This is a genomic window from Cohnella faecalis (genome assembly GCF_003570905.1).
GTDB lineage: Bacteria > Bacillota > Bacilli > Paenibacillales > Paenibacillaceae > Cohnella > Cohnella faecalis.
Map to the genome: position 1 here is coordinate 278,447 of NZ_QXJM01000029.1, position 21,728 is coordinate 300,174.

At 55.4% G+C, this 21,728-nt stretch carries 24 protein-coding genes and 1 pseudogene; 8 read left to right on the forward strand and 17 right to left on the reverse strand.

Translation table 11 applies throughout. The features are described from left to right. Nucleotides 1-137: 137 nt before the first annotated feature. The 3 genes and pseudogenes from D3H35_RS09045 (at nucleotide 138) to D3H35_RS09055 (ending at nucleotide 1,911) form a co-directional block, all read left to right on the forward strand. Nucleotides 138-1,258 (forward strand): annotated as a pseudogene (locus tag D3H35_RS09045) (nitric oxide synthase oxygenase). Between the two features lie 40 nt (nucleotides 1,259-1,298). Next, entirely contained in the window at nucleotides 1,299-1,595 is a 297-nt protein-coding gene (locus tag D3H35_RS09050) for a DUF3055 domain-containing protein (protein ID WP_119148749.1), read from the forward strand. Nucleotides 1,596-1,650: 55 nt separating this feature from the next. Then, nucleotides 1,651-1,911: a hypothetical protein gene (locus tag D3H35_RS09055; protein WP_119148750.1), complete on the forward strand. Its 261-nt coding sequence runs from the start codon at nucleotides 1,651-1,653 to the stop codon at nucleotides 1,909-1,911. An 84-nt stretch (nucleotides 1,912-1,995) separates the two neighbouring features. Here the strand turns inward: D3H35_RS09055 and D3H35_RS09060 are convergent, their stop codons facing one another. The 16 genes from D3H35_RS09060 to D3H35_RS09135 form a co-directional block, all read right to left on the reverse strand. Continuing rightward, the gene (locus D3H35_RS09060; RefSeq protein WP_119148751.1) at nucleotides 1,996-2,883 is read right to left on the reverse strand and encodes a 5'-3' exonuclease; all 888 of its coding nucleotides are present in this window, start codon (nucleotides 2,881-2,883) and stop codon (nucleotides 1,996-1,998) included. Between the two features lie 37 nt (nucleotides 2,884-2,920). Then, complete coding sequence (locus D3H35_RS09065) at nucleotides 2,921-4,117, reverse strand: aminotransferase class I/II-fold pyridoxal phosphate-dependent enzyme (RefSeq protein ID WP_119148752.1); 1,197 nt, start codon at nucleotides 4,115-4,117, stop codon at nucleotides 2,921-2,923. A gap of 56 nt (nucleotides 4,118-4,173) precedes the next feature. After that, nucleotides 4,174-5,268 carry a site-2 protease family protein gene (locus D3H35_RS09070; RefSeq protein ID WP_119148753.1) on the reverse strand — a complete coding sequence of 365 codons (1,095 nt, stop codon included), beginning with the start codon at nucleotides 5,266-5,268 and terminating at the stop codon, nucleotides 4,174-4,176. Further along, complete coding sequence (locus D3H35_RS09075; protein WP_119148754.1) at nucleotides 5,261-5,629, reverse strand: arsenate reductase family protein; 369 nt, start codon at nucleotides 5,627-5,629, stop codon at nucleotides 5,261-5,263. Before D3H35_RS09075 ends, D3H35_RS09070 begins: the two co-directional genes overlap by 8 nt. Nucleotide 5,630: 1 nt before the next feature. Further along, nucleotides 5,631-6,668: an RluA family pseudouridine synthase gene (locus D3H35_RS09080; RefSeq protein WP_119148755.1), complete on the reverse strand. Its 1,038-nt coding sequence runs from the start codon at nucleotides 6,666-6,668 to the stop codon at nucleotides 5,631-5,633. Then, nucleotides 6,665-7,249 (reverse strand): cob(I)yrinic acid a,c-diamide adenosyltransferase, encoded by a 585-nt coding sequence (locus D3H35_RS09085; RefSeq protein WP_119148756.1) that lies wholly within the window; start codon nucleotides 7,247-7,249, stop codon nucleotides 6,665-6,667. The genes D3H35_RS09080 and D3H35_RS09085 overlap by 4 nt, the downstream gene beginning before the upstream one ends. Beyond that, on the reverse strand, nucleotides 7,246-7,839 hold the full coding sequence (locus D3H35_RS09090) for a bifunctional adenosylcobinamide kinase/adenosylcobinamide-phosphate guanylyltransferase (protein ID WP_119148757.1): 594 nt from the start codon (nucleotides 7,837-7,839) through the stop codon (nucleotides 7,246-7,248). Before D3H35_RS09090 ends, D3H35_RS09085 begins: the two co-directional genes overlap by 4 nt. Before the next feature lie 262 nt (nucleotides 7,840-8,101). Next, nucleotides 8,102-8,377, reverse strand: coding sequence for an aspartyl-phosphate phosphatase Spo0E family protein (locus D3H35_RS09095; protein WP_119148758.1), 276 nt, complete (start codon nucleotides 8,375-8,377; stop codon nucleotides 8,102-8,104). 102 nt (nucleotides 8,378-8,479) lie between these two features. Next, entirely contained in the window at nucleotides 8,480-9,706 is a 1,227-nt protein-coding gene (locus tag D3H35_RS09100; RefSeq protein ID WP_119148759.1) for an aminotransferase class I/II-fold pyridoxal phosphate-dependent enzyme, read from the reverse strand. A 40-nt stretch (nucleotides 9,707-9,746) separates the two neighbouring features. Beyond that, on the reverse strand, nucleotides 9,747-10,238 hold the full coding sequence (locus D3H35_RS09105; protein ID WP_119148760.1) for an Lrp/AsnC family transcriptional regulator: 492 nt from the start codon (nucleotides 10,236-10,238) through the stop codon (nucleotides 9,747-9,749). Nucleotides 10,239-10,369: 131 nt separating this feature from the next. Next, on the reverse strand, nucleotides 10,370-10,747 hold the full coding sequence (locus D3H35_RS09110; protein ID WP_119148761.1) for a spore coat protein: 378 nt from the start codon (nucleotides 10,745-10,747) through the stop codon (nucleotides 10,370-10,372). Nucleotides 10,748-10,768: 21 nt separating this feature from the next. Next, on the reverse strand, nucleotides 10,769-11,014 hold the full coding sequence (locus tag D3H35_RS09115; RefSeq protein ID WP_119148762.1) for a hypothetical protein: 246 nt from the start codon (nucleotides 11,012-11,014) through the stop codon (nucleotides 10,769-10,771). Nucleotides 11,015-11,134: 120 nt separating this feature from the next. Next, the gene (gene cysK, locus D3H35_RS09120) at nucleotides 11,135-12,055 is read right to left on the reverse strand and encodes a cysteine synthase A (RefSeq protein WP_119148763.1); all 921 of its coding nucleotides are present in this window, start codon (nucleotides 12,053-12,055) and stop codon (nucleotides 11,135-11,137) included. Further along, a complete protein-coding gene (locus tag D3H35_RS09125; RefSeq protein WP_119148764.1) occupies nucleotides 12,052-12,582 on the reverse strand; it encodes a hypothetical protein in 531 nt (176 codons plus the stop codon). Before D3H35_RS09125 ends, cysK begins: the two co-directional genes overlap by 4 nt. Before the next feature lie 107 nt (nucleotides 12,583-12,689). Continuing rightward, nucleotides 12,690-13,085: a DUF350 domain-containing protein gene (locus D3H35_RS09130; protein ID WP_378124969.1), complete on the reverse strand. Its 396-nt coding sequence runs from the start codon at nucleotides 13,083-13,085 to the stop codon at nucleotides 12,690-12,692. A 39-nt stretch (nucleotides 13,086-13,124) separates the two neighbouring features. Next, entirely contained in the window at nucleotides 13,125-15,494 is a 2,370-nt protein-coding gene (locus tag D3H35_RS09135) for an endonuclease MutS2 (protein WP_119148810.1), read from the reverse strand. A 150-nt stretch (nucleotides 15,495-15,644) separates the two neighbouring features. Between D3H35_RS09135 and D3H35_RS09140 the strand changes: the two genes are divergently transcribed. From D3H35_RS09140 to D3H35_RS09165, 5 genes are all read left to right on the forward strand, one after another. Then, entirely contained in the window at nucleotides 15,645-16,007 is a 363-nt protein-coding gene (locus D3H35_RS09140; RefSeq protein WP_119148766.1) for a phage holin family protein, read from the forward strand. 457 nt (nucleotides 16,008-16,464) lie between these two features. Then, nucleotides 16,465-16,848 carry a cupredoxin domain-containing protein gene (locus D3H35_RS09150; protein WP_119148768.1) on the forward strand — a complete coding sequence of 128 codons (384 nt, stop codon included), beginning with the start codon at nucleotides 16,465-16,467 and terminating at the stop codon, nucleotides 16,846-16,848. A gap of 435 nt (nucleotides 16,849-17,283) precedes the next feature. Beyond that, nucleotides 17,284-18,531 carry a glycosyltransferase family 4 protein gene (locus tag D3H35_RS09155; RefSeq protein WP_119148769.1) on the forward strand — a complete coding sequence of 416 codons (1,248 nt, stop codon included), beginning with the start codon at nucleotides 17,284-17,286 and terminating at the stop codon, nucleotides 18,529-18,531. Nucleotides 18,532-18,549: 18 nt separating this feature from the next. Continuing rightward, nucleotides 18,550-19,461 carry an NAD-dependent epimerase/dehydratase family protein gene (locus D3H35_RS09160; RefSeq protein WP_119148770.1) on the forward strand — a complete coding sequence of 304 codons (912 nt, stop codon included), beginning with the start codon at nucleotides 18,550-18,552 and terminating at the stop codon, nucleotides 19,459-19,461. A gap of 27 nt (nucleotides 19,462-19,488) precedes the next feature. Continuing rightward, entirely contained in the window at nucleotides 19,489-20,469 is a 981-nt protein-coding gene (locus D3H35_RS09165) for a polysaccharide biosynthesis protein (protein WP_119148771.1), read from the forward strand. Nucleotides 20,470-20,563: 94 nt separating this feature from the next. Here D3H35_RS09165 and D3H35_RS09170 read toward each other — a convergent pair whose 3' ends face one another. Then, on the reverse strand, nucleotides 20,564-21,724 hold the full coding sequence (locus D3H35_RS09170; protein WP_119148772.1) for a hypothetical protein: 1,161 nt from the start codon (nucleotides 21,722-21,724) through the stop codon (nucleotides 20,564-20,566). Between the last annotated feature and the right edge of the window lie 4 nt (nucleotides 21,725-21,728).

Genomic DNA, 21,728 nt, shown 5'->3' on the forward strand with positions numbered 1-21,728 from the left:
GAGGGGCGACGACGACTTGCCGCCGCTTTCCTTGGAACTGTCACAGGAAAGACTTTGCCCGGCTCCGACAACTTGTGATAAGGTAAATCCAACAACTATGCCAGCCGGGCGAATCGGCTGAGGAGGCTGCGCCACCGATGAAGAAATCGGCCCACAACTTGTTGCATCCAACCGTCGATGCCGAACTGATTCGCGAAGCGGAAAGCTTCCTGCGAACCTGCCATCAAGAGCTTGGCAAATCCGAAGAAGAAGCCGAAATTCGAGTAAAAGCCATGCTTAACGACGTCGGAAGCAGAGGAACCTATACGCATACGAACGAGGAGCTTGTTCTCGGAGCCCGGATGGCTTGGCGCAATTCCAACCGCTGCATCGGGCGGCTGTTCTGGAATCGGCTGCACGTCATCGACGCGCGCGATTGCCAAAAGACCGACGACGTATGGCGCGCGTTGCTGCATCATATCGAATTCGCTACGAACGGCGGAGAAATCCGCCCTGTCATTACGGTGCTCCCCCTTGTAACCGCGATGGCTCCGCTCCGTTTCGGATTTGGAACCATCAGTTGCTCCGATATGCCGGTTACGAGACGCAAGACGGCATCGTGGGAGATCCCGCTTCCGTACGGTTAACCCGATCATGTATGGATATGGGCTGGAAAAGCGCCGGAACTCCCTTCGATCTGCTGCCCTTGGTCATTCAGCGGCAAGGGGAAGAGCCGAAGCTGTTCTCCATTCCGAAGAAAATCGTTATGGAAGTGCCTATCGCCCATCCGGAATACGATTTATTTCAAAATCAACCCGTCAAATGGTACGCGGTGCCCATCATCTCCGACATGGAGCTTGAGATCGGCGGAATCCGTTATCCCGCTGCGCCATTCAACGGCTGGTACATGGGCACGGAGATCGGCGCCCGGAATTTGGCGGACGAAGCGCGCTACAACATGCTTCCCATCGTCGCCCGCAGCTTGGGACTGGATACATCCTCCGCTTCTTCGCTTTGGAAGGACCGCGCTCTCCTTGAGCTTAACGTAGCCGTTCTGAATTCCTTCAAAGCAAGGAAAGCGAGCATCGTCGACCACCATACTGCCGCCCAACAATTCGCCATGTTCCAGCGCAACGAAGAGAAGAGCGGCAGAGACGTAACCGGCAGATGGTCTTGGCTTATTCCGCCTATGTCTCCCGCGACGACCGCTATTTTTCACGAAAGCTTCAACGACAAAACCGTAACGCCGAATTTCTTTCCCCGACAGGCGCCGTATTAAGGACTAAGCCTGAACGGCCTAACAGGAGGCAATGCCAGCCATGATTCTTAAAGATTTCGATTTTCTATCCGACAGCACCGAGCAGACGTCCACCCGCTACGTCACCTTCATAACTCCCGGCATGCACCGTTTCGATCTCGCTATTTTGACGACTAACCGTTTCTACGGCAAGAAGCTTGTCGTCGACATGCAGTCCGGACGCAGCGGCGTGCTAGGACCGGACGACCTCGAAGAAGAGGGCGTGCTCGAATCCATCTACAAGATCGACGAGGAAGCGGCCTCTGAATTGGCGCAATTTCTGTATCTCGTTCTCGGAGCGGTCACCTTCACCGACTAATTCGGCGAGCCTATGGAGAACCTATCGGGAAATCACCTCTGGGGAGGATTGCCCGATGTTTTCTTTCCGGTCCGAAAAAAAACAGCCGACGACCGACCTCGCTACGGTAGAGTCCTCGCGCAACGATCTAACGGCCGAGGAATTCCCGGAAGGGCCTTACGGCTCCGACCTTCTGTCGGAATCGGTCGGCAAAGCCGAATGGCGGGAAGACCAGCGAGGCCCGGCCCCGTTCGGCTATGAGAACCGCGAGCTTCACGCCAATCTGGAACGAGGGTATCCGGCCGATCACGACTTGCATGACCAGGAAGGCGGATAACCGTTCGATTCGAAAATTACAGCAAACGCCCCTCCGACTGCGCAGCCGCAGAAGAAGGGGCGTTCTTATTGGGTACGGCTTGTCTTACCCGATCCAGCGGATCGAATCCTTGAACTCTACCGTCTCGCACATCGTCTTGACGCGATCCAGGTCGACGCACCAGAGACACTCTGCAAATTCAACCGTGACAGGAGCCTCGCAATGAATGGTCGCCAGCTCCCGCGATAGCCGGAGCATGTCCAAATCCGCTTCGATTTTGCCTCGCAGCGTCTTCGGAAGACTTTCCAGGTTACTCAAAATACCGTCTATCGATCGATATTCCAGTATGAGCTTCAGAGCCGTCTTCTCGCCCACGCCTCTCACGCCCGGGTAATTATCGCTCGTATCTCCCATGAGCCCTTTCATATCGATGATTTGGGCAGGCGTCATCTGACGCTCTTCCATGAGGAAGTCCGGCGTATACACTTGATAATTGCCGTGGCCCTTCTTCATGATGACGACTGAAATTCGCTCGTCGACGATTTGCAGTAAATCGTGGTCCCCGGTCAGCACGTAGACGTGGGCGTCCGCCGCGAACCGGCGAGCCAGCGTGCCGATGCAATCATCCGCCTCGTAGCCTTCGGCGCTAACGTTCAGAATGCCGAAGCTTTCCACGACGTCTTTGATCAAGCCGAACTGCGGAATGAGATCCTCCGGAGCCTCCGGCCGATTGCCCTTATAGCTGTCGTAACGCTGGGCGCGGAACGTCTGCCCGCCCAAATCCCAGCAGCATACGAGATGGGTGGGCCTGATTTTCTTGACGGCGTCCGCCAAGTAGCGCAAAAATCCATGAATGGCGTTAACCGGAACGCCGTCCCGCGTTCTCTTCACAGGCCCTCCTCCGTAAGCCGAAGCGAAATAGGCCCGGAACAAAAGCGCCATTCCATCCACAAGCAGCACTGCATCCCCGTTATCGTTCGATTCTCTGATCATAAAATAGTTTCCCCCTATGTCGCCAGCAGGACGTTAGCTAGCTGTTGTTCGGCTCGGAGCTACGCAAAAAAGCGCCGATTCGATCGGCCGCCTCGCATAGGCGTTCTTCCTTTTCCACTAGCGCCAGCCGCACGTAACCTTCGCCTCTGTCGCCGAAGGCGTTGCCGGGAATGGACGCAACTCCCGTTTTCTTTAGCAGCGACCGGGAAAACTCCCGCGACGACCAGCCTTCGGGGATTCGCGCCCATACGAACATCGTCGCCGCCGGAAGAGGCACATCCCAGCCTTCGTTCCTAAGCCTTCCGACGAAGACGTCGCGGCGCCTTTCGTACAACGCGGATACCGGAGCGAGCGTCCCTTCCATATCCCGCTCCATCGCCGCAATTCCAGCCGTCTGCGTACCGAGAAATACGCCGAAATCGATATTGTTTTTCAAAGCCCTAAGGTTGGCAATCACTTGCCGGTTTCCGACGGCGTAGCCCAATCGGGTCCCGGCCAGATTAAAGGTTTTGGATAACGAATGAAATTCGATCGCCACCTCGAACGACCCCGGAATTTCGAGCACGCTTGGAGGCCGATAGCCGTCGAATGCCATCTCGCTGTAAGCATTGTCATGAACGAGAAGCACCCCGTGGCGACGCGCCGCATAAACAGCACGCTCGAAAAACGCCAAATCGGCGACGGCGGACAGCGGGTTGCTCGGATAGTTCAAAATCATGAACTTGACCTTGTCCCAAACCGATTGCGGAACCGCGTCGAAATCGGGCAAATACCCCTTTTGCTCGTCAAGAGGAAGAGGGATCGGAGTTACGCCCGCCACGGCAAGACCGGCTCCGTATACCGGGTATCCGGGATCGGGCAGCAGAGCTCCGTCTCCCGGATCGGTGACGGCAAGCGCAAGATGGGCCAAGCCGTCCTGCGTTCCCATCAGCGATAAAATTTCGTTCGCCGGATCCAGCCCGACGCCGAAGCGCCGCTCGAACCATCTTGCAACCGTCTCGCGGAACGGCCCCGTCCCTTCCGTTCCGGGATAACGGTAAGCTTCCGGCTGCATGCACGCAGCCGCCAGCGTCTCCCTAATTTCCTCCGCAGGAGGCTGATCCGGGCTGCCGATGTCGAGCGCAATGACGTCCAATCCGTCCGCCCGGGCTGCCGCCTTCCATTCCGCCACTTCCGAAAAGATGGCGGAGCCAAGCCGATCAAGCCGACCGGACCGCCAACGTTGCTGATTCATTTTCCGATTCCCCCATGCCTCTAGCTTCGACAACGGTCCAAACCGAGCTTGGACGATTACAATGTTTTCAAGCCCATCTCGCCCATTTTCCAAATAAGAAAGACGAGCACGCCGATCAAGCCTCCGTATACGACTCCGATTTTCACGCGAACCGGCATCGGAACGTCATAGAAAGTCTCTTGAAGGAATCGCTCTCCTTCCGCGCGCACCGTGAATTGAACGGAACCTGCGGCGTTCGGCTCGGTTATATTCGTCACGTACATCTTATGAATAAGACACGGCTCGGAGAGAGGCAGCTCCCCCCTGTAAGACATGGCTTCCCAATGAAACTCCGCCACGTGCTCGCCGTCCATCCTGCAGTAGCAAGTAAACGGAAGCTCCCTGCGATGCTCGCCGCTCTTCAAGTACCATTCCGGCAAATGCGGATCGACGATAGCGACATACTGTCCATCTGCGAGAAACTTGGGCTTTTTGCGCTTTTGACGAAAAAACCGGTTATACATTTCCCACACGAACCAAGCCCACAGCAGGAAAAAGAGCGGACTCTTCGTATACCAGATGAGAAAAGGACCTCCCGCGACGCCGACCGCCCACAGCCATCGGGATACGGCTCCTACGATACGTCCGCCGTCCAGCGGTCTCATCGGCATCAGATTAATCAAATTGAGCAAAAAACCGACATAAGCGAGCGCGTACCAGAGGTGGTAATCGGTCCACCAGCCGACGGCATAGCATGCGAATGCGCCAACCGTGCCGAGCAGCGGACCTCCCAGAGCCATGTACGCTTCCGTCTTCGCGTCCTTCGGATGCCGCTTCATAATAATTGCGGCTCCCAGAAACGGAATGAAAATCGGAGCCGATACCGGGAGCCCTACGCGTTTGGCTGCCCACACATGACCCAGTTCATGAACGAACAGCAGCAAGACCAATCCGATAGCGAACTCCCATGGATAAAGAATCGCATAGGCGCCGACGCTGATCGCCATCATCCAGATCGGTTTTCCCAGCTTCAGCAGCAGAAATGCGCCCGTTTTGAGCTTGGACAGCGCCACCAACAGTGCGGCCCCGATCCCCAAGGCCGATTTACGGCCCGCTCCGGTCTTGCGCTGCTGCCGCTGCTCCTGCTCCGTATCCCGCACCGGCTCAGCCATGGCGCCACTCGGTCCGGAACGAGTCCTCTTTGTACCCGACGGTCGTACGCGTTCCGTCCGTCACAATCGGACGCTTGATCAGCATCCCGTTGCTCGCGAGCAGCTCGATTTTTTGCTCGTCCGACATATCCTTCAGCTTGTCCTTCAAATTCATCGCTCGATAGGCGTCGCCCGAAACGTTAAAAAACTTTTGCAACGGCAGCCCGCTCGCGGCGATCAGCTCCCGAAGCTGTTCCGCCGTCGGTGTCTGTTCCACAATATGACGCGTATCCAGCTCGTTTCCTTGCTCCTTGAGCTGCTTGATCGCCTTGCGGCAAGTGTCGCATTGCGGAAGATGGTAAACGGTTAATGAGGTCGACATTCTACGATGGTTCTCCTCTCGTGTTGGCGGCGAGCTCCTGCTCTAGCCGCAATAAGTCCTCCGGCAGCGAAGCCGTCAGACGCATCCGCTCCCCCGAGACGGGATGATCGAACGCCAGCTCGACCGCGTGAAGCGCTTGTCTTTCGATAACGTCCGCCAGCTTCACGGATAAAGGCGAATAACTAAGCCGTTCGTCTACGTAATAGCCGTCCCCGATAAGCGGACAGCCGATATGCAGCATGTGCACGCGTATCTGATGCGTTCGGCCGGTGCCCAGCCGAATGTCCATCGCCGATGCTCCGCACTCGTATTCATTAGCCAAACGGTAGAAGGTAAGCGAAGCGGCGCCATCCTCCCGCACGATTCGGCGGTGCGGATCGTCCGAGGATCTGCCGATCGGCTCGTTCACTTCGCCCTCCGTCAGGGGAGGCTTCCCGTACACGTAAGCGCGGTACCTCTTCTCCATTCCGCCCTGCATCATTTGGGAAGCCATTTGTTGATTGGCGTATTGGTTTTTTGCAATAACGACCAAGCCGGACGTGTGCTCATCCAGCCGATGCACGGGCCGAAACCGGATGCGCTCGCCGCGCTCGTTCCAATGATGGACGACGCCGTTCGCGAGCGTGTTCAAATAGTGCCCCGACGTCGGATGCACGATCAACCCCGCCGGCTTGTTCACGACGAGCAAATGATCGTCTTCGAAGACGATATCGAGCTCCATCGGCTGCGGAAAAATCGTCTCGGATTGCTCTTCCAGCATTCTGAGCTCGATCCGGTCTCCCGTCGTTACGCGATCCTTCGTCCAGGCGCGGCGCCCGTTGACGGACAGTCCTTCCTCGGCCGTCCGAAGCTTGATCATCAGCCTTCTGGATATGCCCATTCGGTTCTTAATGACATCCCTTACCGTCCGGCCGGCATCCGCCGCTTCCACTATGTGTACGATCGGAGCATAATAGGAGCCGGATTCGGACTCGGTTCCGACAGACGATGCCGAATCGCGTTCATTCCTGCTCCAATCCTCGCGCAGTCTTTCACTCATGGCTCCCGCCGTCTGAACACGGCGGCTCCGCGCTCGTATTCGATATCCGGAACGGATAATGCCGCATTCGCCAGTCGCGCCGCCGCGAAGAAAAAGTCCGATAGACGATTCAAAAAACGGCGGACTTCATCCGGATACGGCTGGTCGACGCCAAGCGTAACGACGCGGCGCTCCGCCCGGCGGCATACCGTCCTGCATACATGCAGAAGCGCCGCGGACTCGCTTCCTCCGGGAAGGATGAACCTCTCGATCGGCGGAGTCTGCGCCTCGCTTTCGTCGATCCAGACTTCCAGCCTCTCCGTCATTTCCGCAGATACTTTCATTTTGTCGGGCGAAGGCGCTGCATAACATAAATCGGAGCCGCAATCGAACAGCTCATGCTGCACGAGAATAAGCCGCTCGGCCAATTGCTGCAGCTTTTCCTCGGGAGCCTTCAGCAGGACAGCTACGGCTTGACCGACATACGAATTCAACTCGTCCACCGTCCCGTATGCTTCGACGCGGGCGTCGTCCTTCCTTACGCGGCCTCCCCCGATAACGGATGTTTTCCCTTCGTCCCCGGTTCTCGTATATAATTTCAACTTCGTTCGTGCCTCCGTTCTCTTTTTGCGCGGTGACCTTTGATTTCGGACGCTACCCCCGCAGTCATGCGGAACATTCGGTGGCTCGCCTCGGACAGCGCGCGGTTCGCTCTCGCAAGCTGTCCGGCGTACCAGCCTTCCCACGGATCGAGCGCCAATCCCGTTACCGTATCTTCCGTCACGACGATGCAAAAGCCTTGGAACGAAAATACCGCTTCCAGCAATTTTCGCCATTCTTTCTCAACTCGTGCGGCATGTTCCCCGAAGACGGCGCCTGCGTTCAGCGCCTCGTATATTCTCGCGCGGAGCCAGCCCGACAGGCTGTCCACGACGACAACCCGCGATTCCGATCGAAACAAGTTGGACTCCAGGTTGATCTCGTTCAGCTTGTCCGTGAGCCGGGAATCCGCGGCAAATTGCTTCCATACGAAGCCCGGCCTCGCCGCTGGCAGCGGCCTTCCCGCTTCGATAGATTCATAGGGCAAAGCGGGACAGCTAAGACGGATCGCCTCGCGTCCGAGCGACATGGCCCACTCGTCGGCGTAAGCCGATTTGCCGTTGCCTAGTCCTCCCGTCACGACGACCATCATCCGAGCTTCCCCCTCCCCATTCTACTCCCACTATAGCACAAACGGATATATCGCCCAAACTAGTAATACTCGGCTTTTTCGTATGTCCACACGACACTTCTTCTGCCGCTGTTATGCTCGAATTCGTCACAATTACTCTCCAACTACTCGCCGTCAGCCTCCGTTGTGCTCATATCCGTCACAGCTCCTTGCAGCTGCCTCGCTGTCAGCTTCCGTTATGCTTAATTACGCCAGCACTCAAAAAAAACGCCCGGCGACGAAGTCACCGAGCCTGCTTGCCGCGCACCGAATGCGCCATGTATTCATTGATCTTAATGTCCAGCTGCCTGCTGATATGAATGACGGAGTCGGCCGTAAGAGAAGCTTCTTTAAGAAACATATCCGTCATAATGCTGCGAAGACGGTCGATCTCTTCCGACAGACGAAAATCGGAGGAGTAAAAGCCGCCGACATTAGCATCCGATCGATCCGAGCTCGACGAGATGACATGGGCTCCGGCAAATTCGTTTGCAGTTGTATTGTGTTCCGCCGCGTCCATGCACGATCTCCCTTCTTCTTCGAAATCCAACTTAATCCAAAATCACTGGTAATTATAGCAAAATAAAAGCAAAAATAACATCGTTTTCAGTCGTAAATAAAATTATCTTAATTTATAGACAAAATTACCGATACGTTCCAACGCTTCGTTCAATTGTGCGACAGAATTCGCGTACGTACAGCGCACAAATCCTTCTCCGCCCTTGCCGAATACATGGCCCGGAACGGCCGCCACCTTCGCTTCCTGAACGAGCCGTTGGGAAAATTCCTCGGAGGACAAGCCCGTCGATTGAATCGAAGGGAACGCGTAGAACGCTCCTTGAGGCTCATGACAGGCGAGCCCGATATCCCTGAAGCCTTGGACGATGAGCCGTCTCCGCTGATTGTACGATTCGACCATCCGGTCTTTTTCTTCCAATCCTCCGCTCGTCAGCGATTCGAGCGCGGCCACTTGCCCCATGATCGGAGCGCACATCACCGTATACTGGTGAATTTTCAGCATAGCTCCGATCAAGTCCGGATGTCCGCAAGCGTAGCCCATCCGCCATCCGGTCATTGCGAACGCTTTGGAAAAACCGCTGACGAGAATCGTGCGGTCCTTCATGCCGGGCAGCGAAGCGAAGCTTACGTGTTTCGCTCCATAGGTCAACTCGGCGTAAATCTCATCGGATATGACGATAAGGTCGTGCTCTTCGACCAGTTTGGCAATCGGCAGCATCTCTTCGTAAGTCATGATCGCGCCGGTAGGATTGCTCGGGTAGCAAAGCACGAGAATCTTGGAACGGGGAGTAATGGCCGCTCGAAGCGATTCCGCCGTCAGCTTGAATTCGTCCTTCGCCGACGTCTCGATACCGACCGCCACTCCACCCCCGATCGTCGTAATCGGCGAGTAAGAAATATAGCACGGCTCGGGAATGAGAATTTCGTCGCCTTGTTCGATCAGCGCCCGCAAGGCGAGGTCGATGCCTTCGCTGCCGCCGACCGTTACGAGAATCTCGTTCGCGGGATTGTAGACAACCTGGAACCGGTCGCTCAAATATTGTCCGATCGCTTCCCTAAGCTCGGGCGTTCCGGCGTTCGGCGTATATTGGGTTTTCCCCTTCTCCAAGGCGTAGACAGCCGCATCCCGAACGCGCCACGGAGTAACGAAATCGGGCTCCCCGACTCCGAGAGAAATAATATCTTTATCCTTGCTGTTGCTCACCAAGTCAAAAAAACGCCGAATCCCGGAAGGAGGGATAGCGCGCGCCTGGGCAGACAAATAATCCTGCATCTCTTTTTTTCTCGGCTGCTCAGTTAGCGTCTTGGGCCGTTCCTCGTCTTTTATCATCGCGCATCGTTCCTTTTCGGTGAACTGGCGGAGGCGTACGTCAAGGGGAGACGATCAAGCGATGGTCGTCCTCGAACTCCTCGAAAATGATGCCGTCCTGCTTGTATTTTTTCAAAATAAAAAAGGTTTTCGTGGAAATGACCGATTCGATGGTGGACAGCTTGTTGGATACGAAGGAAGCGACTTCCTTGAGGTTCTTGCCTTCGATTTCAACGAGCAAATCGAATGCGCCTGACATCAAGTACACCGACTTTACTTCCGGGTACAGAAAAATGCGCTCCGCAATCGATTCGAACCCGCGCCCGCGTTCGGGCGTGCACTCCACCTCGATAAGCGCCGTAACCGTCTGATCGTCCACCTTGCTCCAATTAATGACGGTCGCGTATTTCACGATGACGTGCTCTTGCTCCATCTCGGCGATCGCCGCGTCTACTTCGCTCTCCTGCGCGCCAAGCATCGTCGCTATGGTTTTGGCCGACAGCCTTGCGTCTTCCTTAAGCAGATCCAGAATACTAAGCTTGAAATCGTTCATTGGGATCCCTCTTCGCAATTTGAATTACTCTCCATATTACATTAAAAACAGGCCGGCTGAAAAGAAAAAAAACCGCCGGACCCTGACGTACGGCCGACGGTTCTTCTCTTTGCTGCCTGCAAGACGTCCGATCAGTGCTGCTGAAAAGCCGGCGGCTGCTGTTGCTGCTGCTGCGCTATCGCACCCGGACTGATCGACGCGGGCTGGCTGCGGGATTGCTGAACGAATTGATTCGTCTTCTGCTGCGTCTGCTTGTACTGGTTAAGCTGCTTGTCGATTTCCTGGCGCAGCGCCGGCGAAGAAGCATTGTACATGTTATTTTGCTGCATGCAATAATAGAGCTCGCCCTGCAATTTGAGAGTGTCGTCCATGAGCTGGGTGAAAGTCTGACGGATTTGCGGACAGACCGATTCGGTCGCGGCCGTCGCGTATTCTCTCGTCACGCGCTTCAAGTCCGACAAAATCGTATACGCCATATCGGCTTCCGGCAATTGCTGCTGTGAATACATCGGTTAGGTTCCTCCTCTGCGTTACGATTGCGGCTGGGTTGGCGCGAGCGGCTGATGCTGCTGGACCATGCCGATAAGCGTCTGATAATGCTGCGAATGCACGTCCACCATGTGAGCGCACATTTGCTGAAGCTGCTGGTTTTGAATCGTTGCCGCCGCCACGGCGCACTGCTTGATGAGCAAATCCTCGTTGGACATCGAATCTGCGGCGTACTCGAGCTCTTTGGCCGTCATGGGCGAGGCCCCTTGCATCGCTTGGTTAGGCATTTTTAATAATCCCTCCTTATTAACGGACATTAGTTTGCATCAGGCTCTCGTCGTTTATGCAAAAAGAGACCGCCTCCCGTTGCAATAACGGCAGGCGGTCTTGAGCGAACGGAATCCGATTCAAAAAATGTCCATGCTCATATAGCGTTCCCCCGTGTCGGGAGCGATGCAAAGAACTCTCTTGCCCGGTCCCAATCGGCGAGCGATTTGCAAAGCGGCCCATACCGATGCGCCGGAGGATGGCCCTACGAGCAAGCCTTCGAGTCTGGCCAGCCGCCTTGTTGTTTCCAAAGCGTCGTCGTCCGATACTTGCACGATTTCATCGTACACGGACGTATTCAGAATAGCGGGAACGAAGCCCGGGCTCGTGCCGACCAGCTTGTGCGGGCCCGGCTGGCCTCCGCTCAGCACGGGCGAGCCCGCCGGCTCGACGACAGCGACATACAGCCCCGGAAGCTTGGCCTTTAGCGTTTCGCCCGTTCCCGTCACCGTTCCTCCGGTTCCAGCCGTGGCGACGAAAGCGTCGAGACGCCCTTCGGTTTGCTCCAATATTTCGATGGCTGTCGTGATCCGATGGATGTCGGGGTTAGCGGCATTTTCGAACTGATTGGGCATATAGCTCCCCGCAATTTCTCCCAATATTTCCCGAGCCTTTGCGATCGATCCCGGCATCCGCTCGGCAGCGGGGGTCAGTACGACCTCCGCGCCGTATGCGCGCAGGAGTGAAATCCGTTCGGCCGTCATATTGTCGGGCATAACGAGAATGAGACGATAGCCCCGAGCCGCCGCAATCATCGCCAGCCCGATGCCGGTATTGCCACTTGTCGGCTCTACGATAACCGAACCCGGCTTGATCAAGCCTCGCTGCTCCGCATCCGTGATAAGTCCGTAAGCCGCGCGATCCTTGACGCTGCCGCTCGGATTCATTTTCTCCAGCTTAACGAGCACTTCCGCATCTTCGGGTCCCGTCAGCCTCCCAAGCGCTACGGCAGGGGTCCCTCCAATCAAATCGACCACGGAGCTTGCGGTTAAGCGTCTCATTCCTTTTCCTCCGCCATGCGCCGAACGATTTCATCCCGGCCGCTTTCAGACAGAGCATGCTGCACCGCGAAGCACGAGGGGCAGAGGTAGACGGTCAATGCGAACGGCGCTTCCAGCACCTTGCCGCCCTTGCTTGCAAGAAGCTTCGAGACACGCGGCTGGAACTGCTCCGCCGTTACGATTTGCTGCCCCGTCTCCAGCATGTACTCCCGGCATTGCGGGCATTCGGGAACAACCTCCTGCTCGTCGAGCAGCTCTTCCACCGCTTCCTCGAACTGGATCAAAGCTTCGTCCTTCTCCTGCAGCTCGTCGTCCTGCATCCACGAAAGATCTTCCTCGTCTTCCGCCCGAACCAAGCCGACCGAATCGCCGTCTTCTTCGTCTTCCTCGTCTTCTTCGTCGATTCCTATCCGGAGTGTGCGGTATCCGTCAATTTCGTTATCGCAAACCGGACAAAATTTGTCGGGCCCCTGGCCTTCCTCCACCGGAATTTCGCTCTGACACCAAGGACATAGTATAGCGGCCATATTAAGCCTCCCTCATCAAATAGACAATGCCGATCACGACGAACAAAATCGCGAGCGCGAACAACGTTCCCCACAAGTATTTCACTAACGTTCTCCCTCTTTTCTCCCTACTCTACTGCCGCGCCAATAATATAAGACAAAGACACCGAAATGATCATGGCGAGCAAGCCAACCGCCCGATTGTCCTTAGCGATCTCATCGTCAATTTTCAGGACGGGAGTTAAAAACTCGAAAAGGAAATAAGCGGCCAGCAGCAGCATAAATCCCACGGCGGACCACAGCAGGCTTTCGTAAATCGTGTCGTTCGCTTCGATGGAAAATCGAAAAATGTTGCAAATGCCAAATATTTTGCCGCCGGTTGCCATAGCAACCGAAAGATTGCCTTTGCGGATTTCGTTCCAGCCGTCGTATTTGGTCACCTTCTCGAAGAAGGAGAGGAACACGATAAGCGCCAAAATCCCGACGGAAAAATACGCGAGCACGGCGACGATCGGCTCCGCCATAAGCTGGTCCACGACATTTTTCACGGTTAATCCTCCCCGTTATTCGAGCTCGGCCACGGTTACTCCCGCGCCGCCTTCCCCGAACTGACCCAACCGATAGCTTTTCACGTGCTTGTGCCGACGCAAAAACTCCTGTATGCCCGTACGAAGCGCGCCCGTCCCCTTGCCGTGGATAATATAAACTTGCCCCAGGTTCGATAAGAAGGCTTCGTCCAGAAAACGGTCCACGTCCATAATCGCCTCGTCCAGCGTCGCACCGCGCAAGTCGAGCTCCGTTCGAATATCTTCGTCCCGCGTTCGTTTGACGGCCGTCGCCGCCTTTACCTGACGCTTCGGCGCTGCGGTGGCGTCTTTGCGAATCGGCTCCAAATCCGTCAGCTTGACCTTCATCTTCATGATTCCGAGCTGAACGACCGCTTCGAGCGCGCCGGACAGCTCGACGACATGGCCTCTCTGGCCTCCCAGGCTGTAAACCTTCACTTCGTCGCCTGGCTCAAGCTTGGCCGGAGACGATCCGGGATCGCGCGTCGGCCGGGCCGCAGCCGCAGGTACGGCATCGTCCAGCCGCCTGCGCGCCTCGGTCAGCTTGTGATCCTTGACAGACGTCCCTTCCTCAAGGGCCAGCTTGCGAAGGTCCGCGATAATTTCCTCGGCCTCTCGCTTCGCCTTGGCTACGGACTGGCGCGCTTCCTCGCGAGCTTCGTCCAGCAGCTTAACCTTCTGCTCCTGGAAGCGCGTCCGTTCTTCGACGACTTGCGTTTGAAGCTTTTCCACTTCCAGGCGAAGCCGTTCCGCCAGCTGTCGCTCCGACTCCGCCCGTCGACGATCCAATTCGAGCGAGGCGATCATCGTATCGACCTTCAGCTCGTCCTCGCTAACTTCTCCTCTTGCGTGCTCGATAATGCTCTTCGGCAAACCGAGACGCTCGGCGATCGCGAACGCATTGCTTCGTCCGGGCACGCCGACCAATAGCCGATAAGTCGGACGCAGCGTCGCAACGTCGAACTCCATGCTCGCGTTCGTAATGCCTTCGCGATTGTAGGCGTACGCTTTGAGCTCGCTATAGTGGGTCGTCGCAACGATTCGGCAGCCGATCTTGTGCAAATGCTCCAGAATGGCGATAGCCAGTGCCGAGCCTTCCGCCGGATCGGTTCCCGCCCCAAGCTCGTCAAGCAGGACGAGACTCTTCGGCGTCACTTGCCCGACCATGGAAATCAGATTGGTCATATGGCTGGAAAACGTGCTCAAGCTTTGCTCGATGCTCTGCTCGTCGCCGATATCGGCGAATATGGCGTCGAACACGCACAGCCGGCTGCCGTCGTCCGCCGGAACGAACAGCCCCGACATCGCCATTAAGCTGAGCAAGCCGATCGTCTTCAGCGACACGGTTTTTCCGCCGGTATTCGGGCCGGTTACAATAATCGCCGAGTAATCTTCGCCGAGCTCCAGGTCGATCGGAACCGCTTGCTTGATTGGAATCAACGGATGCCGCGCCCTGCGAAGGTAAAGCCTGCCTTCGTCGTTTATTGCAGGAAGCGTTCCCAGATAAGCATTCGCGAGCGATGCCTTGGCAAAAATAAAATCGAGGCGACCGACCGTCTCGGCGTCTTCTATAAGCAGTCCCGCATGCTCTCCCGTTCTCGCGCTCAAATGGCGCAGAATGCGGTCGATTTCCTTGTCCTCGCGAAGCTTAAGCTCGCGCAGCTTGTTGTTCAGCTGCAGCACCGCTTCCGGTTCGATGAACAGCGTCGCGCCGCTTCCCGATTGATCGTGCACGATTCCGCCGAAGTGGGAGCGATATTCCTGCTTCACCGGAATGACATACCGATCGCCTCTCAGCGTAATGATGGCGTCCTGCAGCATTTTCTGTACGGACGACGAGCGAATGAGGCTTTCCAGCTTTTCGCGGGCGCGGCCTTCGCCGATTCGAATTTCGCGGCGCACGGTGGCGAGCTCCGGGCTTGCGGCGTCCAGCACGTCTCCTTGCTCGTCGATACAGCGGCGGATTTCATCCTCAAGCGGTTTGAATTCGGTCAATGGCTCGCATATATCTTCCAATAACGGAATGGCCGCCTCTTCCTTGACGGTGTGCACGTATCGCTTCAATCTGCGGATCCCGAATATGAATTGGGCGATATCCATTAACTCCGAAGGCTGCAGCATGCCTCCGAGCTTGGCTCGCGACAGCTGCGGACGCGCATCGGTAATTCCGCCGAAGGGCGCCGCGCCCTTGATCGCAACGGCGCGAACCGCCTCGTCGGTCTCGGCCAATCTTCTCTCCACTTCCCGCAAGTAGGGGGAAGGATATAACTGCTCCGCGTGCTCGCGCCCGAGACTTGTCGCGGTCGCTTCCGCGAGACGTCGGATTATTTTGTCGTATTCGAGCGTATATAACGCCTTGTCGTTCACGGCGAGTTCCAACTCCTCTCGACCCTTATTATAGCCGAACGCCCTTCGCTTGCGAAACCTTCCGCTCATACGGATCGAAACTCGGGATACACTAGGGGTAATACCGGCTGCATTACGGTAATTCCACAGTGTGCCAAGGAGGTAATCGAAATGTCGTTTCTCGGTCATGTCGTCCGTTTTATCGTATCCGCTATCGTGCTCGTGATCGTCGGATACATCGTACCTAACTTTGCCGTAGGCGGCTTCTGGAGCGCGCTGCTGCTTGCTCTGGTTATCGCCGTGCTGGGATGGATCATCGAAGGGATTTTCGGCCGCAAAGTAACCCCTTTCGGTCGCGGAATCGTCGGCTTTCTCGCCAGCGCGCTCGTCATTTGGTTAGCGCAATTCGTCGTTGGAGGCGTTCATGTTTCCATTCTCGGCGCCTTGCTGGCCGCGCTCGTCATCGGGATCATCGACCTGTTCATACCGGTCGCCAATCCGTTCCGCGCTGGAACTGACAGGCATCGCGACTAGCGGCGCGGACCATTAGCGTCGACAGGCGCTATTCGACGACAGGGGCTGCCGATCAGGTCTATCCGGACCTGGCGGGCAGCCCCCTTTTGTGCGATGTATACTACGTGCTCCCACTATTGGCGCTCGATGACCGACTTTCGCGAGATGTATGGGACGTGCTCCCACTGTTGGCGCTCGATGACCGACTTTCGCGAGATGTATGGGACGTGCTCCCACTGTTGGCTCTCGATGACCGACTTTCCCGAGATGTATGGGACGTGCTCCCACTGTTGGCGCTCGATGACCGACTTCCATACGATGTGTGTCACGTGCTCCCACTGTTGGCGCTCGATGACCGACTTTCCCGAGATGTATGGGAGACCACACAAAATTCACCAACTCGTAACCTTTCGGCTGATAGGATAACGGCAAATTATGCTACAATCAGGAAGAAAACCGTTACCGAAAGGGGATTGTTATGAAGAGCAAGCTGTTCCTGTTCCTTACGATTATTGCCTTGGCGTTCGCCCTCGCTGCGTGCGGAAGCAAAAAAGAGAATTCCGGCGCATCGCCGTCGTCTGCCGAAACACCGGTTGCCGCATCCGCTGAAGTGGTCATCAAAGCGCAATCGTGGGAATTTGATAAAGCCGAATACGAGGTGCCTGCAAACACCCCGGTCAAAATCACGATCGAAAACACGAAGGGCGCGCACGGAATCAAAGTCGACGGAACCGACATCGATATCGGTCCGGGCAAGGAATCCCAGGTTGTCACCTTGGAGCCGGGCACGTACGACTTTTCCTGCAGCATTATGTGCGGCTCCGGACATCGCAAGATGGTCGGCAAGCTGATCGTTAAATAAATTTCGACCGATCTCCAGGCAAACCGCCCGGAAGCCTCGCGCTTCCGGGCGGTTTTTTGTGACTATCAGAAATTATAAACCGAGCCGGACTAGCACCGAATGATCGATGGACGATCCGCGCGCCAAGCCTAGCCCGACGTTCAACTGCAAAACATACCTTTATTTTGAGGATAATCGGTAAGCAAACGGTATTACCTGTAAAAGGTACATTTACATAAAGCGCTTTTAGCGTTCAGCACCGAAATGGCAAAAAATAACGGTGCTTTTTGCAGTTCAATCTCAGCGGTGTAGCTCTAAGGGATGAATAGCGGTATCTACTGCAGTTAATCCAAAACTTCGACGTACAAAGGACTTCGAAAGCGTATTTGCTTGGTTCCCTCTTCTTCTTCTCCGCATATAACGTGAATATAGATCTCGTTCGAAGGAGAAGGATGCATGAAGATTTTGCTCGCTACCTTTTGGCCGATCCCTCAGGCGGGAAGGATCTGGCCGTTCATGCTCCAGTTAAAAGCTCAGCTCGAACGAAGAGGGCACACAGTCGACTTGCTAGGCTCCGGCGTTGACGAGGACAACGTTTACGCATACATCGTGAACGAAGACCGGAGAATCTATCTCAACAAGCTGCTGCCGCTGCTTAAATCCCGCGATTCCCCCCACCTCTCTCCCTCCCGGCAGGACAACGACTTGATTGGCTTCGCCGAAAATCGGCGCAGCCTTTACGAGCTTTCCGCCGTCTATCTCGGCCTCGACGATTACGATCTCATTCATACGCAGGACTTTATTTCGACTTCTTGCATCCACCGGGTCAGGCCGGCCAAGTCCGCCATCGTAGCCACTTTCCATAGCAGCGTCGCGCATGAAATTCGCCGGCATCTCCGAACGTCCGGCAATCCGGAAACGGAGCTTCTCGCACGCGCGCTGTACAACGATCTGGAGCGAAACAGCGTGCCGGATGCGGAAGTCATGCACGTGCCGAACTTTTGGCTACGCGACATTCTGACCGGAGAGCTCCGATTGCCCAAAGAGCAAATACGCGTATTTCAGTACGGCTACGACACGGATAGCTTCATGAATCCTGCGGTCAGCGCCGAGCGAATCCAAAAGCCGGCAGGAAAAAAAGTGATCCTCTATATCGGCAAGCTGGTCGAATTGAAGGGACTCCGCTTTTTGATCGACGCCCTCTCCTCCTTAAAGAAAATAAGAAAAGACTGGGTCTTATGGATAGTCGGCGAAGGAGAAAGGCAAGCGCACCTTCGGGAAAAAAGCGCCGTAGCCAACCTAGGGGACGACATCGTCTTCTGGGGTAAAAAAGACAACGTCCTTCCTTTTTTGAAACGGGCGGATATTTTCGTACTGCCGAGCTTGATTGAAAACCAGCCTCTAGCCTTGATCGAAGCACAGCTGATGGGCATCCCGTCCGTCGTCAGCGATGTCGGCGGACTTCCGGAGATGGTGCGCGACGGCAAAACCGGGCTGCTCGTTCCTCCCGAAGATCCCGACGCCCTCTGCAATCAACTGAATCTGCTGCTTGCGGATAACAGGCTCAGACTTCGAATGGGCGCAAAGGCAAAAAGTCACGCGCTGGTCCATTGGTCGCTCGATCAAATGATCCTTCGAATTCTCGACGCCTATCGGGAAGCCCTCAACAAACGCAAGGAGGCAGGCAGGCATAGAACGATTTGATCGAACAGCCGACGCTTCATGAAAGCTGTCGTGACCGGCGGAGCCGGTTTTATCGGATCGCATCTCGTCGATGCGTTGATTGGCCTGTCATTCGACGAGGTGCATGTCATTGACGACCTGTCTTCAGGCTCCATGCACATCCATCCTGCGGCGGCTTTCCACAGGCTCGATATCCGCAGCGAAGCTTGCAGAGAAGCTATTATCGGCACAAAGCCGGATGTTGTCTTTCATCTGGCCGCGCAAATGGACGTCTCCCGTTCGATTGCCGATCCCAAGCACGATGCCGAAGTGAATATCGCGGGGACGATCAACCTTTTGGAAGCTTGCAGATTAGCCTCCGTACCCAAATTTATTTTCGCTTCGACAAGCGCCGTCTACGGAAACCTGCAAAAAAGCCGAATGACCGAAGCCGATCCCGTCCATCCGATATCCTATTACGGACTGTCGAAACTGTCCGCCGAATCTTATATTCGCATCTACTCGGAGCTTTACGGTCTTTCCTACACGATTCTCCGATACGCTAACGTATACGGTCCTCGTCAAACTCCGAAAGGGGAAGGCGGCGTTATCGCGGTTTTCGCGAACAAGATCAAAGCGGGCGACGCTCTTCCCGTCCATGGAGACGGCGAGCAAACCCGCGACTTTATCTATGTGAGCGACATCGTTCGCGCCAATATTGCCGCCATCGACGAAGGGCACCGGGAAACGATTCAGGTGGGCACGGCCCGCGGAACTTCTATCAACGAGTTGATCAAAGCCTTGTCCGAAATTCGCGGCGAGAAGCTGACGGCTAAACACGGCCCCGAACGAATCGGAGACATCAAGATCAGCTGCCTGGACAACCGCAAAGCAAAAAAGCTTCTTCGCTGGAAGCCGCAAACCGATCTGAAAGAAGGACTGCTCGCAACGCTTCGCGCGTCACTCGATTGAATAAGATAATGATGGAGGTGATCCGCAATGTTCGAAAACAAAAACATTCTCGTTACCGGAGGAACAGGCTCATTGGGGTTCTCGCTCGTCCGTAAGCTGCTTGGCCGCAAGCCGAACAAAGTCGTCGTTTTCTCCCGCAACGAATCGGCGCAATTTTTCATGAAGAATGAGCTTCAAGATCATCACTTGCAATTTGTAAGAGGCGACATCCGAGACAAAAATTCGCTCCTGCAAGTATGCAAAGGGATCGATTACGTCTTTCATCTGGCCGCGCTCAAGCATGTGTCTATTTGCGAGGAGCTGCCTCTGGAAGCTCACCAATCGATCGTCATAGGCACACAGAACGTCATAGATGCCGCCATCGCGAACAAAGTAAAAAAAGTCATTCACATGTCGACGGTCAAAGCGGCCAATCCGAACGGCGTCTACGGGATGAGCAAATCGATCGGCGAGAAGCTGATCATTAACGCCAATCTGGAGCCGTCGGAGACCCGGTTTATAATCGTGCGGGGTGGAAACGTGCTGGGGGCAAGCGACAGCGTCGCGGTCCAGATCAAGCGGCAAATTGCAAGCAGCGAACCGATCGGAATTACCGATTTGCGAATGACCCGTTTCTTTCTTACGCCGCAGGAGGCCAGCGGATTGCTCGTCAAATCGGCCATCGTCGGCCAAGGCGGAGAGACGTTCGTCTTGAACATGCGCGCTTGCAAAATTACGGATCTGGCCGAAGTAATGAAAGACAAGGACGGCCGCTCCTTGCGGCTGGTCGAAACCGGAATACGGCCGGGGGAAAAACTGCACGATATATTGCTGACCGATGACGAGCTCCAGCGAGCCATCGTCTTCTCCCCGGAATTGTTCGTCATCTTGCCCACGATCGACGCTCCCGGCTTGCAGGAATTTTACAGCGACAACACCCCTCTGTTCGAAGGAAACTTCCGCAGCGACAATCAGGAGCCAATGACCAAAAAGGAAATTCGCCAAATGCTCGCCGAGGGCGAGTTTTGAAGGCTTCGAAGCCAAGCGAAGCGCCTTGCCTGGAGCCGGTTATAACGTAATCGTTATACAACCGAGTCCTTGCAAGGCGCTTCTCAAGGTGCGCTTATTTTGGGAACAGCTTTTGGATCAACGTCGTTTTGAACTCCTTGATTTTTTCCCATAAGGGTGCGAGAAATCGCTTTTTCCACGACGGCTTCCCCAGCAAGCTCGTTGCTGCGCTTTCCGCCGGCACAAGCGTCAACGATTCGCTCCCCTGTTCGATGATCGGCTCCCCTTCATCCGCGTCCTCCTCTTCATTCGGCTCCTGAATGAAACCGTTTATTATCGGCTCATGGACAACCATTGGGTGAAAAGTGAGCTGCGCAGCCGGCTGGTTTGCTTCGTGCCGAAGAATTTTCTCGTAACCCCAAGGAATAGCTATCAATTGGTCGTAGCCGCTATCTTTCAAATCCTGTTTATACTGATTTACGAGATTTTGCACGTTTCCGTTTTTGGAGGCATGCAGCTCGATGCTTTTATCCAGCCATCTCCCCATTCCGGAAAAGTGAAAGAAGACGAGCGGATTGCCGCCTACGGTTAAGCCGCCCTTGGAATCCCGCTTCAGCTTGCGCTGCGAAAGATTCCAGCTGGCCACATGATAGGCGGGATCTCGCAAAATATAAACTCCCTTAAAAAAGCAGGGCGCCAGATTAAGCCACTTTTGATCTCCGAAAAGCCCTCTATTGTAATCGACTACGGCATGATCGCGGCATCTCGCCGACCACCAAGCCAGAAATCGTCTCGACTCCGCCGTTTTGCTCAGCGCGATGAAGCCGACCTGGAATACGCCGTTCTTCAAGTTGACCAATTCTTCCGCAGCGGCATCCGGGTGATTCTGAGGCTTCGCGCGATGAGGGGTAAAAAGAATGTTATGGCGGTTCAGCAGCTCGTCAAGCTTTGAAAAAGAGCCGTAAATACGGGAATCGGCATCCATGTAAACAAACTTGGTTTCGTTGGCGTAACGGTCGAATGCGTGCTGCAATAAATAAGGCTTGATGATTCCGGAAAGCTCGTATATGTTTTTGCTGGCAATATGCCGTTTGAAATCGGGTATGCCCAGCTCCTTGATCAATACGACATCGTCGAAGCCCGTCGCTTCCGGATGAATTTCGTTCTCCATCAAGCACAATACGAATTTGCAGCCTTTCACATGCGCTTTGGCCGATTTCGCCAGCACTTTCGCGAATGCGAGGTGATTGGCGGCTGTAACGGTACATATTATCATGGAA